The organism is Halobaculum sp. XH14 (assembly GCF_032116555.1).
Taxonomy (GTDB): Archaea; Halobacteriota; Halobacteria; order Halobacteriales; family Haloferacaceae; genus Halorarum; species Halorarum halobium.
Window position 1 is genome coordinate 2,417,158 of the sequence record NZ_CP134949.1, and the last position, 13,097, is coordinate 2,430,254.

The 13,097-nt window shown below is 68.4% G+C and carries 12 protein-coding genes and 1 tRNA gene; 5 read left to right on the forward strand and 8 right to left on the reverse strand.

Annotated elements, in window-relative coordinates; genetic code table 11:
• Positions 1-2: 2 nt before the first annotated feature.
• From rpoB to RJT50_RS12345, 3 genes are read right to left on the reverse strand one after another with little or no spacing between them, the layout of a single operon-like run.
• The gene (rpoB, locus tag RJT50_RS12335; RefSeq protein WP_313691696.1) at positions 3-1,829 is read right to left on the reverse strand and encodes a DNA-directed RNA polymerase subunit B; all 1,827 of its coding nucleotides are present in this window, start codon (positions 1,827-1,829) and stop codon (positions 3-5) included.
• 2 nt (positions 1,830-1,831) lie between these two features.
• Positions 1,832-3,397, reverse strand: coding sequence for a DNA-directed RNA polymerase subunit B'' (locus RJT50_RS12340; protein WP_313691697.1), 1,566 nt, complete (start codon positions 3,395-3,397; stop codon positions 1,832-1,834).
• Entirely contained in the window at positions 3,394-3,624 is a 231-nt protein-coding gene (locus RJT50_RS12345) for a DNA-directed RNA polymerase subunit H (protein ID WP_313691698.1), read from the reverse strand. Before RJT50_RS12345 ends, RJT50_RS12340 begins: the two co-directional genes overlap by 4 nt.
• A gap of 259 nt (positions 3,625-3,883) precedes the next feature.
• Between RJT50_RS12345 and RJT50_RS12350 the strand changes: the two genes are divergently transcribed.
• A tRNA-Asp gene (locus tag RJT50_RS12350) sits at positions 3,884-3,956 on the forward strand.
• A gap of 239 nt (positions 3,957-4,195) precedes the next feature.
• Here the strand turns inward: RJT50_RS12350 and RJT50_RS12355 are convergent.
• Positions 4,196-4,975 (reverse strand): DUF7504 family protein, encoded by a 780-nt coding sequence (locus RJT50_RS12355; RefSeq protein ID WP_313691699.1) that lies wholly within the window; start codon positions 4,973-4,975, stop codon positions 4,196-4,198.
• Positions 4,976-5,738: 763 nt separating this feature from the next.
• Between RJT50_RS12355 and RJT50_RS12360 the strand changes: the two genes are divergently transcribed.
• Positions 5,739-6,113, forward strand: a complete 375-nt coding sequence (locus RJT50_RS12360) for a CBS domain-containing protein (RefSeq protein WP_313691700.1) — start codon at positions 5,739-5,741, stop codon at positions 6,111-6,113.
• Between the two features lie 180 nt (positions 6,114-6,293).
• On the opposite strand, the gene RJT50_RS12365 is transcribed toward RJT50_RS12360, so the two are convergent.
• Positions 6,294-8,171 carry a serine hydrolase domain-containing protein gene (locus RJT50_RS12365; protein ID WP_313691701.1) on the reverse strand — a complete coding sequence of 626 codons (1,878 nt, stop codon included), beginning with the start codon at positions 8,169-8,171 and terminating at the stop codon, positions 6,294-6,296.
• A 662-nt stretch (positions 8,172-8,833) separates the two neighbouring features.
• On the opposite strand from RJT50_RS12365, the gene RJT50_RS12370 reads away from it, so the two are divergent.
• From RJT50_RS12370 to RJT50_RS12380, 3 genes are all read left to right on the forward strand, one after another.
• On the forward strand, positions 8,834-9,172 hold the full coding sequence (locus RJT50_RS12370) for a DUF7344 domain-containing protein (RefSeq protein WP_313691702.1): 339 nt from the start codon (positions 8,834-8,836) through the stop codon (positions 9,170-9,172).
• Positions 9,173-9,467: 295 nt separating this feature from the next.
• Positions 9,468-10,631: a hypothetical protein gene (locus RJT50_RS12375; protein WP_313691703.1), complete on the forward strand. Its 1,164-nt coding sequence runs from the start codon at positions 9,468-9,470 to the stop codon at positions 10,629-10,631.
• A 42-nt stretch (positions 10,632-10,673) separates the two neighbouring features.
• On the forward strand, positions 10,674-10,901 hold the full coding sequence (locus tag RJT50_RS12380; RefSeq protein WP_313691704.1) for a DUF8119 family protein: 228 nt from the start codon (positions 10,674-10,676) through the stop codon (positions 10,899-10,901).
• Between the two features lie 160 nt (positions 10,902-11,061).
• Here the strand turns inward: RJT50_RS12380 and RJT50_RS12385 are convergent, their stop codons facing one another.
• From RJT50_RS12385 to RJT50_RS12395, 3 genes are all read right to left on the reverse strand, one after another.
• The gene (locus RJT50_RS12385) at positions 11,062-11,328 is read right to left on the reverse strand and encodes a hypothetical protein (protein ID WP_313691706.1); all 267 of its coding nucleotides are present in this window, start codon (positions 11,326-11,328) and stop codon (positions 11,062-11,064) included.
• A 205-nt stretch (positions 11,329-11,533) separates the two neighbouring features.
• Entirely contained in the window at positions 11,534-12,775 is a 1,242-nt protein-coding gene (locus RJT50_RS12390; RefSeq protein WP_313691708.1) for a hypothetical protein, read from the reverse strand.
• A gap of 99 nt (positions 12,776-12,874) precedes the next feature.
• Positions 12,875-13,066: a DUF7333 family protein gene (locus RJT50_RS12395; RefSeq protein ID WP_313691709.1), complete on the reverse strand. Its 192-nt coding sequence runs from the start codon at positions 13,064-13,066 to the stop codon at positions 12,875-12,877.
• Between the last annotated feature and the right edge of the window lie 31 nt (positions 13,067-13,097).

The following is a 13,097-nucleotide window of genomic DNA, read 5'->3' on the forward strand; positions in this document are numbered from 1 at the left end:
TGTTATACAGCGTCCTCCAGTTCCAGGGTCGGTCGAATGCCGAGCGCCTTCATCTCGTCCAGCAGGAGCTTGAAGGCGTAGCTGACCTCGATCTCGTGGATGTCGTCCTCGTCACCCGTGATCGGGTCGTAGATCCGGCGCTGCTCGCGGTCCTCGACCGCGACCATGCCGGTCTCCTCCGAGATGTACACCGTCTCGCGGTCGGAGGCGTCGAGCAGCCGTTCCTTCAGCGCCATCGCCGCGCCGTGTCCGATGAGCACCTCGCGCTCCATCTCGCCGACGCGGAGCCCGCCCTCGCGGGCGCGCCCCTCGGTCGGCTGGCGGGTGAGCACCTGCACCGGCCCGCGCGATCGGGCGTGCAGCTTGTTCGACACCATGTGGTACAGCTTGTGGTAGAAGATGGTGCCGACGAAGATCTCCGCCTCGATCTTCTCGCCGGTGACGCCCGAGTACATGACCTCCTTTCCGGAGGACTTGTAGCCGTGCTCCTCCAGCGAGTCGCGGAGTTCGTCCTCGTTCTCGCCCTGGAACGCGGTGCCGTCGACGCGCCGGCCCTCCAGCGCGCCGACCTTGCCGCCCAGCATCTCCAGCACGTGGCCGACCGTCATGCGCGAGGGGAGCGCGTGCGGGTTGAGCACCAGGTCAGGGACGACGCCGTCCTCGGTGAACGGCATGTCCTCCTGGGGGGCGAGGTGGCCGACGACGCCCTTCTGGCCGTGCCGGGACGCGAACTTGTCCCCGAGTTCGGGGATGCGCTCGTCCCGGACCGAGACCTTCGAGAGCTTCGAGCCGTCCTCGCCCTCCATCAGCGTCACGGTGTCGACGACGCCGTCCTCGCCGGAACGCATCGTGACCGACGTCTCGCGGCGCTTCTGGGGGGAGAGCCCGCCCATGTCGTCGGGCTCCTCGAGGAACCGCGGGGGGCTCGTCTTCCCGAGCAGGACCGAGTTCTCGTCGACCTTCGTCTCGGGGTTGACGAGGCCGTCCTCGTCGAGGTGGGTGTACGCGTCCTCGCCGCGGGCGCCGCGGACGTCCTGGGAGGGGATCTCGAAGCGGTCCTCCTGGCCGCCGGGGTAGCGCCGCTCCTCGCCCTCGTAGGTGCGGAAGAAGTGCGAGCGCGACATCGCGCGGTCGACCGACCCCTTGTTCATGACCAGCGCGTCCTCGATGTTGAATCCCTCGTAGGACATGACGGCGACGACGAAGTTCTGCGCGGCGGGGCGCTCGTCGAAGCCGATCTGCTCGGTCGTCTGGGTCTTCACCATCGACAGCTGCGGGTAGTGCATCAGGTGCTGCCGGGTGTCGGGCCGGATGCGGTAGTTGGCCGAGGGGAGCCCGAGCGACTGCTTCATCATCCCCGCGCCCATGGTGATCCGCGGGCTGGCGTTGTGTTCCGGATACGGGATCATGCCCGCGCCGATGCCGAAGATGAGCTGCGGGTCGATCTCGAGGTGGGTGGTGTTCTCGGTGATGTCGTCCTCGTCGACGGCGACGAGGATGTTTTCCTCCTCCTCGGCGTCGATGAACTCGACGAGGCCGTGCTCGACGAGGTCCTCGAACTCGATCTCGCCGTCGTTCATCGCCTCGACGTGCTCGTCGTCGAGCATCGGCTCGCCGTTCTCCACGACGATGAGCGGCCGCCGGGCGCGCCCGGCGTCGGCGTTCACGATGACCTCGCCGGTGCGCTCCCGCACCGAGACGTTCACCGTATCGGAGACGTCGCCGCGCCGACGCGCCTCCCGGATCTGTGCTGCGAGCTGGTTCGGGTCGGGGTGTGTCCCGACCAGGCTCCCGTTGACGTATACTTTCGCTTCTCGTGCCTGAGCCATGTTTAGTCGTCCGCTGATGCGCGGTCCACGCCCTCGATGCCGGGCATCCCTTCGACGCCCATGGACGCGAGTTCACGTTTGAGTGCCTGTTCGTCCTCGATGTTCTGTGAGAGCTCCATCGCCTGCGCGAAGTTCTTCACGAGCCCGCAGTTGGGCCCCTCCGGGGTTTCGGAGGGACAGATGCGACCCCACTGGGTCGCGTGCAGGTCGCGCGCCTCGAAGTGCGGCTGGGACCGCGAGAGCGGCGAGCGGAGGCGACGAAGGTGTGAGAGCACGCCCATGTAGTCCGTCCGGTCGACGAGCTGGGAGACGCCCGAGCGGCCGCCCACCCAGTTCCCGGTGGCGATGGGGTGTTCGAGCCGTTCGGTGAGCACGTCCGAGCGAACCACCGTGTTGACGGTGAGCTGCCGGTTGCGCATGTTCGCACGTTCGAGCTGGTACTTCACGTCCCGGGCCAGCTTGTTCAGCGCCGTCCGGAACAGGTCGGTCATCAGGTCGCCCGAGACCTTGAGCCGCTTGTTCGCGTAGTGGTCCTTGTCGTCGGACTCGCGCCGGCCGAGCGCGAGTTCGAAGCAGGCTTCGGCCATCCGGCAGAGGTAGAACGCCTTGTTGCTGCGGGTCTCCTCGTCCTCGATGCCCTCCTCGTGGAGGTGCGGGAGGAGGTAGCGGTCGATGACGTAGTTCGCCCGCTTGAGCTGGTAGTTCTTCCCCTGGCCCGAGGCGACGCGCTCGCCGAGGGTCTCGATGGCCTCCTCCTCGGTCTGCACTTCGGCCTCCTCCAGGTTCTCCAGCATGTACTTCACGATCTCGGGGTCGTCCGAGACGCGGTGGACGATCTCCTCGTCGGATTCGAGCCCGAGCGCACGGACGAGGGTGACGAAGTTCACCGAGCCGGAGACCGACGGGAAGCTCACTTCGAGCAGCCCCTCGCGGTTGCGCTCACAGAGGACCAGGGCGCGGTAGCCACGGCGCTGGGAGAACGTCTTGGCGACCTGGATCTCGTCGCCGTACTTCGTGTCGTACTCGGCGAGGATCTTGTTCGGCGCCAGGTCCTCCGAGGTCATCAGCACCCGCTCGGAGCCGTTGACGATGAAGTAGCCGCCGGGGTCGACGGGGTCCTCGCCGATCTCGACGAGTTCGTCGTCGGAAAAGCCCGCGATGTTGCACTTCTCGGAGCCGACCATGATCGGCATCCGACCGACCTTCGTCTCGGTCTGGTCGACGACCGTCTCCGGCTCCTCCTCGCCGCCGCGGATGACCTTCATCTCCATGAACACCGGGGCGGAGTAGGTGATGTTGCGGAGGCGGGCCTCCTGCGGGTAGAGCAGTTCCTCGGAGCCGTCGGCCTCGCGGACGCGCGGGGTCGTGATGCGCACGTCGCCGAGTTCGACGTAGACGGGCTCCTGTCCCTCCTTGTCGCCGATGTCGGTCTCGATGGTCTCCTTCTCGTCGACGACGCGCTGCATGCCCCGCGAGAGGAAGTTGTTGAACGACCGGAAGTGGTGTGCCGCGAGCCGTTCCTGGGAGAAGTACTCCCGGGACACCTCGCGTCGCGCCTCCCGGTTCATTCTACCACCAGTCGGTAGACGACCGCCTGATCGGTGGTGCGGGAGTCGCGCTCGATGCGGATGACGTCGCCGACCTCCGCCTCGTCGGGGAGCGCGGGGTCCGTCCGCGTGATCTTCGGCAGGTCTGTTTTCTTCACGTTGTACTCCTCGAGGACCTCCTCGACGCGCTCGGGATCGTCGAGGACGCTGTGGTCCGGAACCAGTTCGTGTTCGCTTACGTTTACCATGAGTGGGTGGTGGTGGCGTTCGGCGTCGGCCTGTCCGGCTGGGGAGAAGTTGTCACGAGATACTACGGCGCACTATACGACTCAGACATTTAACGCTTGTCAAGTCGTCCGGGACGCGACGCTAGTCGACCCGCAGGGTAGTACGGGCGAACAATCGGCGACGTGCCTCTTCAACCTTGCGCCGAGTGGTATCGGGGGACACGCCGGCGGTGGATAACAAGCCTTAATTACGTACCTCGGATACGAGTGAGTGCAGTAAGCCCGGATGGTGTAGTGGCCCATCATACGACCCTGTCACGGTCGTGACGCGGGTTCAAATCCCGCTCCGGGCGCTTTCTGACGTCGTCGAACGGCGAGCGATCGGTGTTCGACGAGCGAGTCCGGGACACCAGGACGGGGCCGACCGACCTGTGAGTCCCGCCACGGACGAATAGAGAGTCGCACCTGAGCCGATACCCGCATCGCGCTCGAACCCCTGGGGGTGAACAGACGAACGTTCATCGGTCGGCGGGGACGGTCCACCGGGCGATCGAACGGTGTCACTCCGAACTCCACGGCCAAGGTCGGCCCCTCAGCCGTCTCGGCCCTGATCAACGTTCGTGGGTGCGAGGCGCCCCCTCGTCGGCCGGTACTCGAACCCGAGCCGGTCCGGGTCCGATCGGGTCACCCACAGCACGCCGTCCACGGTCTCGGCGACCGCTTCCATCGTCACCTCGTCGTGGGCCGTGTAGTCCACGCCGAGCAGACAGAGCCCGTCGGCCGATCGGAGCCCCGTGATTCGCTCCAGCACCGTACACACGTGGTCGGTCGCCGCGGCGTCGAGAATCGGCGTGAGCGATCGCACGACCAGGTGTCGTGTGCCGTCCGGCGAACCGACGGTCCGGGACAGGTCCGAGAGCGCGACGACCAGGCGTTCGAGGTCGCCCGGGGACGGCGTGGAGAGGACGGGCTGATCGCCGTACGGGGCGGAGACTGACTCGCGCCCGCCGCTCGTGTCCACGAGCCCGAGCGACGGCCGACCCGTCCCGGACGGGAGCCGCTCGTACGTCTCGATGGCGTGGCCGGCGGCGTCGGCGGTCGTGACCACGAGCGCGCCGTCGCCGGCCCGCCCGTATCGATGGAGGGCGCGGAGGCAGACGGCGGCCAACGACGGCTCCCGGGTCCCCGCGACCAGCACGGTCGACCCGGTCGTGAGGCCGTCGGGGAACTCGACCGCCAGCGTGCCGTCAGGGTCGCCGGCCGGGGAGGGGGTCCCGTCCATCGCTACTCGCCCCGCCGGCGTGATGGGGACCAGTTCGACCGGCGGCCGAGCCGCGACAGCGCCCGTTCCGGGGAGGTCCAGGCTCCACATCGAGGGCACTCGGCGAGCGCGATCTCCCCGTTCAGGTCGGTCGAACCGGGTCGACCCCGCGCGTAAACCGTGTGGTCGACGAGGTCCGCTCCACGCGCCGAACGGGGGACGTTCATTTCGTTCATGGATAGAGAGGGTGCGGCCGGCCCGTCGGGGACACCCACGGCTCCCCCCGACGGCGGCATCCGGCACGGCGCATCTCGGAGCAGTGCCATCGAACGACGCCACCGTGGCGGCGGCGAACCGATGGGCGAACGAAGAATGGACGGGTCGACGTCCGTGACGAATTTTCGGGCGGTATCAGGTAAATAGGTTACGCTGGGGCGTCGGGGCCGGCCGTTCCGATCGGCGGCCCCGTCCGCGTCGTCGAACCCCGACGACTAATCGACTCTCGACTCACCGGTCCCGTGTCCGAACGTCGGTCTGCCACGGGAGCGTCCGATGCCGACGACGGGCGCCCGATGAGGCCATCCGGCTGAGGGCGTGTATCGCGAGCCTTCGGCAGTGACCGCCGTTGCCATAGCTTCCGTGGGCCCCACGCTGGCATACATGGGAACGAGTACTCCGGCAGCCCGTTCCGGGGGCGTCTCCCGGACGGGCCTGCTTCTGTTCGTGCTTCGAGCCACCCGTCGTGCGGTCGATACGCCTGGCGGTAGAACCGGAGCAGCGGCCCCGCCGCGGTTCGGAGAGGAGGGCGGGTCCCTCAGCGGGACCGACCGGGAGAAGGGGAACTTCCATACCTGCAGCGTCCCACGTGGTCGATATGACCGCCGAACCCAGGCCGACCGTCGCCGACGTCATGTCGACGCCGCTGGAGACGATCTCGAAGGACGCGACGGTAGAGGAAGCCGCGCGGCGGATGCAGGAGGAGGGGATCAGCGCGCTGGTCGTGCTCACCTCGCCACGATCGATCGTCAGCAGCACGGACGTGCTCGGGGCCGTCGCCGACGGCCGCGACACCTCCGTCCTCACCGTGGCCGACGTGATGACGACCGACGTCGAGACCGCTTCCCCGGAACTCTACATGGAGGAGGCCGCCGCGATGATGGCGACGTACGGCATCAAACACCTCCCGGTCGTCGACGACGACTACGTCGGGATGATCTCCTCGACGGACGTCACCGCCCACCTCTCGTAGGCGACGTTCGCCGGGAGTCGATCGCCATCGCTCCGGAGTCGTTCCCGTGAACGGCCCACTCGACGCCCCAAACTGGGTCCTCACTACGAGACCGGACGGGAAACCGTGTCGCGTGAGGGTCGGCTGATTCGATCCGATCGGCGCCCGATCACGGCGTGAAACCGGGCGAGCGAACGGCGATCAGCCCACGCGGATCCAGAGCAGGTTCCAGTACTGCAGGAGCCAGTACAGGGCGGCGGACGCGACGACGACCGCCGAGTAGTGCAGGCGAGCGGGAAGCGACCACTCGGCTCGGAGCCACGCCCGCCCCGCGAGGCCGACCGCGGCGGTGGTCGCGAGGACGCCCGCCGTCGGCACGACGAACACGGCCTCGAACCACCCCGGTGGACGATTGAACAGGGTCGGCCCGTCCGTCGCCGCCACCGCGACGCTCGTCGCGACGAGGACGGCGACGAACAGTGCGGTGCCGGCGACGCCCGCACCGGCGACCCACCGCGCACGGGTGAGCGGCGGCGGCGGCGAGTCGCCCCCGCGATACCGACGCCAGCCGCGGGCGGCCGGCCAGCCGACGAGGCCGGTGAGGACGGTCACCGCGGCGAGGGCCGCGAGCCGTCCCTGAGTCGACAACTGCTCGTGATAGCCGATCGGCTCGTAGGCGCTCAGTCCGTCCAGCAGGTGTGTCACGTCGCCGCCGTCCTCGCGGAACAGCAGCGTCGCATCCGCCTCGACGTGCCTGAAGACGAGCGGGTCGATCTCCACCCACTCCTCCCGTCCGTCCCCCTGCTCGGTTATCAGCCGGCCGTCGTCGGCGACTCGAACGTCGATCGGCCGCCCGGTGAAGAGACCGAAGACGGGCTTCTCGGCGGTCGCGTTGTCGGTCGTGTTGACGGAGCGATACCGGCCGCCGAGTTCGTCGGCGCGCTCGGGCGGTCCCGACGGCGTGAGCCGTTCGCCGGTCGATTGAGTCGGCGCGAACCGCTCGAACAGCGCGTCCACCACGACCTGCTTCGCCCCGGACGCTTCCTCGCCGTGGGCGACGACGAACAGGCCGACTCCGTCGTCGGGAAGCAGCGCGAATTCGGATGAGAACTGTGGGACTGCGCCGCCGTGTCTGACCAGTCGCGTCTCCCCGCGGGACTGCTCGAACAGGCCGAACGCCATCCCGTCGACCGCCTCGTGGGGCGTGTACCACCGCCGGTGCATCTCCTCGACCGCGTCGGCCGAGAGGACCCGTTCACCGTCGACGACGCCGGCGTTCAGGTGCGCCCGGAGCAGCCGCGCCATGTCCGCGCCGGTCGTGTGAAACCCGGACGCGGGAGCGACGTCGGAGTAGAAGCTCACGACGTCTTCGACGGCCGTTCCCTCGGCCGGGACGAGGCCGGGCGGCGCGGGGTCGAACGTGCTGTTCGTCATCCCCAGCGGGTCACGGACGTTCTCGGTGACGTAGGTTCCGAACGTCTCGCCGGTGACGTCCGCGATCAACTGGCCCGTCAGCGCCGCGGCGTAGTTCGTGTACTGGGGGAGTTCGCCGGGCGGCCGGACGCGTGTCGGGACGTCGGTCGAAACCGACTCCGCGAGCGGACGCACGTACTCGGGGTCCCGAACCGAATCACCCCAGCCACGGACCTCGAAGCCCGGCGTGTGCGTGGCGAGATGTTCGAGCGTGATGGGGTCGTCGTACCGCCGCGGGAGGTCGACGGCCTCGAGGGAGTCGTTCACCGGTTCGTCCGGGTCGATCCGATCGCGGTCGACCAGCTGCATCGCCGCCGACCACGTGACCACCTTCGACACCGAGCCGGCGCGAAAGAGCGTCTCGTCGGCCCGGACCGGCACGTCCTCGCTCCGAAACGCGTGGCCGTACCCCTTCGTGAGGACGTCGTCGCCGTCGACGACCGCGACCGTCAATCCGCCGGCGTCGTGGTCGGTCAACGCCCGGTTCGCGGTCTCGTCGAGCAGTGCTTCGAGGCCGTCCTGCCGGGTCGTCGCGGATTCGCCGCGTGCGAGCCCGCTGGCGGCGACGGCCGTTCCGACACCGGCTGCGGCGGTTCGGGACAACACCTGACGTCGTGAGAGGGCGGTTTGCATCGGGTAGGGGGCTGTGAGTCCGTCGGTTCGCGCCTCGGGGGGCGGCCGCCGTTCGCCGCGTCCGGTGACGACGCGAGCGCTCGCGTCGACCCGGTGGAGCCGAACTGGAGGGGGGAGACTCCGTCGTGGCTCTCGTGTCTCGACAGTGTCGTGAACCGGTGATAAAATCCACAGATCGTCCTGGAAGGAATAGGTATAAATCGGGGCGGTGGACCCACGCGGAGCCAACGCCGGTTGTCGGCCCGCCCGCTCCGGCCAGCGGCCGGAGCGCGACGGTGGCGGCTCGACCCGAGCGGAGCTGCGGTGGTTCGTCGGCTCACGCCGGTGGTGGACGCGGTTTCGTGAGCGCTTCCCGGCGCGTATCGTCCACGACCGTGACCGATCGTGATCGAACTCGCTACCGATCGGTACGGGAGATGTGCACATCATGTTCCGGTTGCTGTGTGAGGATACGAGTGAATATGCCTCTTAACTGTCCTGGGGACGTTCGAGATGACGTCGGAACAGAGTATGCGTCCGCTCGCACACGCAGTGGACGTCGTTCTGACGGCGATAGCCGTCCATTCCCGTGGGTCTCCCCACGTGGGTTCGCATACACAGTTCAGATGGCCACTGAGCCGTACAACCGAATCCACATGGACCGCCAGCAATCGACCCACCCCGACAGGATGAGTCAGCTTCTGAGTACCCTTGCGACAGAGGAGAGCCGCGCTACGCTCGACTACTTCCAATCCACATCGGACGATATGGCTTCGGTTGCGGAGCTCGCAGATGAACTGAACGAGTATGGAACGAAAGACACGGAACGGATCGCCATCCAGTTGCACCACAGTACCCTCCCCAAACTGGCGGACGTGGGCGCCGTCGAGTACGACCCGAGAAGCAGAACGGTGCGGTACCGGGGTCACGACGAACTGGAACTGCTGTTGGGCGGTATACAGACTGCTGAACGACGGATGGACTGTCCGTGCTGACTGAAACTGTGTTCGCCATGTAAGCAGGCCCACGGACCAGCCGATTCACCGCATCGTGACCGGGATGAAGCCGGGTCAACGTTCCCAGCGGCGGTCACCGTGGTCGCGCCACCGGCTGTTCTCACGAACTCGCGTCGGTTCATCCGTGTGAGGATGGTGGGCTGTGAGGGAACGCCGGGTGACCCAGTCCGGCTCGATCAGAACGGCCGGCCCGGGCCGTACACCCCCGATGCCGTGAACGCTCGGCAGATGCCGGGCGAAGCGAGTTATGCGTGGACGTCGAAACCTGCCCCGAGTGGAAGGCCAGGATCGCGACGCCGGCGCCCCGTCCGGGTCCGACGGCGACACGAGCGTCCACGTCGGGCGACGCCAACTGCTACAGACGGGAGTGAGCGTCGGCGCGAGCGCCGGCCTCGTCTGGGGGTTCGGCACGGACTACGTCTCGGCGGGGCGGACGGAGACGATCACCTACGCGATGGCCCGGCCCGAACCGGGATCGAACACGCTCGAACCCCGAACGCGAGAGGTGCCGGTCGAGTGGTACCGGAGCCTCAGGCTCGCGTTCGAGGTGCAGGCGGAGATCCTCGAGGCGGGCCTCTCGCCGCTGATCGGCTCCTTCGTCGTGCCGGGCACGCTCGCCGAACCGGCGGCGTCGATCCGGGTCGACGCGACCGACGAGCGCGTCTCCGCGACGCTCGAGGACGTGGCGGAGGGCGTCGCGGTCGACGTGAACCTCGTCGACGCGATCCCGCCGAAACCTGGCCCCGAGACCGCCCTCGCGGACGCCTACCGGGTGTCCGATCTGGCGCGCGGGCGCGTCCCCGGCGGCGTCGTCTGTACCGCCGGCGGCTCGTTCGGCACGCTCGCGCCGGCGCTGTTCGACGCCGAGAGCGGGTCGCGCTTCTTTGCGACCTCGAACCACGTGTTCGGCGCCTCGGGGACGAAGGAGACCGAACACCGCGGCGAACCGCTGTCGGTCCGCTACCGGGACGACGGCCGCCACGTCGGGGACGTCCGGAGGGGGTACCCGCTGGCGGACGTCGTCCGCGTCGCGCCCGTCGAGGGGTTCCGTCCGGCATCGGCCATCGAACGGGCGACGCCGTCGCGAGTCATCGGCCAGTACACGAAGCTCGGGCTGGCGGACCTCGTCGCACGCGGGGAGCCGCTCACCAAGGTCGGCGCGCTGTCGGGTCGAACGACCGGCAGGATCCGAGGGATCGACGGCGTGACCTGCTACTCGGGGAAGGCCTGCAAGCTCGGCCAGGTCAAGTGGGGCGACGCGCGGAGCATCCTCGACGGGGACAGCGGCTCCGTGACGTTCCACGAGGACCCCGAACGTCCCGGGGAGTGCGTCCTCGTCGGGAGCATCAACAACGCCCGGTCGTGGTGGTCGGGGGCGGACTTCGTCTGGGGGACCGCCGCACACCACCTGCTCGACGCGTTCGGCTGTCACTTTTGAGCCGGACTTTTGGCTCGTGAGGCCGTACGGACGACGGTGACCATGCCCGACGCCTCGCGGGTTTCTGATCGACTCGACGCGGTTCACCGGTCGGTACCCTGGCAGCTCGTCCTGCGTGACCTGGGAGCCACCTTCGTGTGGGTCGTCGCGGTCTCACTCCTGTTTCGGGCGACCGGGTGGCCGACGTGGCCCTACGTCGTCACCGTGTTCGCGGGCGTCCTCATTTACTCGCTGCTCGCTGACCCGTGGACGACCGCGCCCGACGACTGAGGTGGGTTGCGCGGTTCGGTAGTCGGTTCGTCCCCGGGCGCTGACGCCTCGCCCCGCCACCTCGTCGGCCGGAGCCCCCGGCCACCCTCGCCGTCCAGCAGCCGTGGAGTTCTGCTCGCCCGTCGTCCGCCGTGGAGTCCGATTCGTCCGTCGTCGAGTCTTACTCCTCGGTCGTGATCGCGTCGCGCTCGTGGGTCTCCGCCAGCAGTTCGTCGCGCTGGACCATGGCCGAGTTCGGCTCGGCGCGGGAGGTGGACCGGGGGACCCGGAACTTCACGTGGACGTAGCGACCGCGGTCGTCGACGCCGACGATGTTCGGGACGATGCCGGTCGTCTCCTCCTGCTCGACGGTCACGGTCTTCCCCGTCAACTCCGTGTACACCTCGCCGAGCAGCGCGCTCGGCCACCCACTGACGTCGTCGTTCATCGCTCGGATCGGTACGGACGAGCCGTAAAAACGTTCGGCGCCGATTCTCAGCGCGCGAACCGCGCCCGTCGAGTCCGTCGGTTCCACCACGCCGACCGGTGCAGCCACGTCGCCACGCGGGGGGTTCGGGCGGTACCGGTCGCACGTCGCCGCTCCTGGCTCTCGTTCGGCAGGCGTGGCCAGCACCGGGGCGCGCCGAGCCCGCTCAGTAGGTCACGTCCCTGTCGAGCACACTTGAGAGGTAGTCCCACGTCGGGGCGCGCGTCCCGTCGGGCCTGACGAGGTAGTAGCCCTGGACGTCGTCGTTCGCGGTGACGTCCCCCTCGACCGTCTTCTCGTTACAGTACAGTTGCCAGTAGAGCGCCCACCGGACCCCCCAGTCGAGACTGTGTTCGAGCACGGGTCGGATGATCCGCATCGCCCGCTCGCTACCGTGTCGCTGAAGGGGCGAGCCGAACTCGCCCAGATAGACGTTGGACTGGCGCTCGGAGAGCGCCCCGGCCACGTAGTCGTTCGGCTCCGGCGCCTGCGACTCGACGTACTCGAGCGTCTCCGTGATCACCGACTCCGCCTCGTCGAACTGCCGCCGCCCGTTGTGACCCGGTGCCCAGCGGTAGCCGGCGAGCTGATCACCGAGCTCCCATGCCGAGTACGAGACGAGGTCGACGTCGACCTCCGGGATCACCTCGTTAATGAGCCGCGGCGTCCCGTCGTTCTTCGCGTCGAGGACGAAGTTCACCTCCGGGGCGTGCAACACCGTGACGTCGCTGGGGACCGCGTTCCGCGCCCGCTCGACGCCCTCCTGGCGGGCGGTGAGCCACCGTCGGAAGTTCCCCGCGATCCCGTCGGGAAGCGGGTCGTTCGGGTTCCCCTGGGCGAGGTTGTCGCCCTCCCAGTGCTGGAGGACGAACGTCTTCCCGGTGCCGTCGTACGTCGTCAAGAGGTGCCGCGTCAGTTCCTCGAACCGGCTCCGGACCGTGCGCATCTCGCGGTCGGTGATGCCGTTCTGGAACCCCAGCCACTCGCCCCACGTCGAGGAGTGCGCGAGGAGGACGTACGTCGAGAACGACCCTTCGAACAGCTCCCGCATGTACCGGGACCTGGCGACGTCGACCAGCGACGGGCCGACTCCGCTCCAGTCGCTGTTGTACGAGTACTTCTCGTCGACGCGGTGGAACCAGACCTTGATGACGTTCGTCCCGAGCGTCGAGAGCCGTTCGGCACCCTCGTTGAGGAAGTCCCCGTCGGTCAGGTGGTACTGGCCGTTCGAGTGCGTGACGCCGATGACCTCGGAGGGAGCCAGCGCTTCCGGCGGCTCGCTCGGGGTCCAGACCGGCGTCGCGGGGGTCGGGCTCGCCCCCGATACCCCGCCGGGCAGCCGCCGGCTACACCCGGCGACGGCTCCCGTCCCGAGCGTGCCGAGTTTCAGGAACTCCCGTCGGTCCATTGGCCCGGATGGAACGGTCGGTGACGTAAACATTGGGGCCCGGCGGGGTCGTGACGGTCGGGGCCCTCCGTCTCCGCCGATCGTCTCGCGTCGAACTAGTTACCGGAGGGAGCGGTACTCGCCGTGTTTCATCCCGAGCCAGAACGCGACGGCCCCGAAGACGGCCATCGACGGCAGCACCATCGTGAGCACGGTCCCGACGGGCATGACGTCGCCCGCGATCAGTCCGCCGACGCCGATGACGACGAGCGCGACCAGGGCGCCACCCGCCCTGGGAAGGTCGAACTCCATGCCGCCCCGTCGGAACGGTAGCTCCTAATAC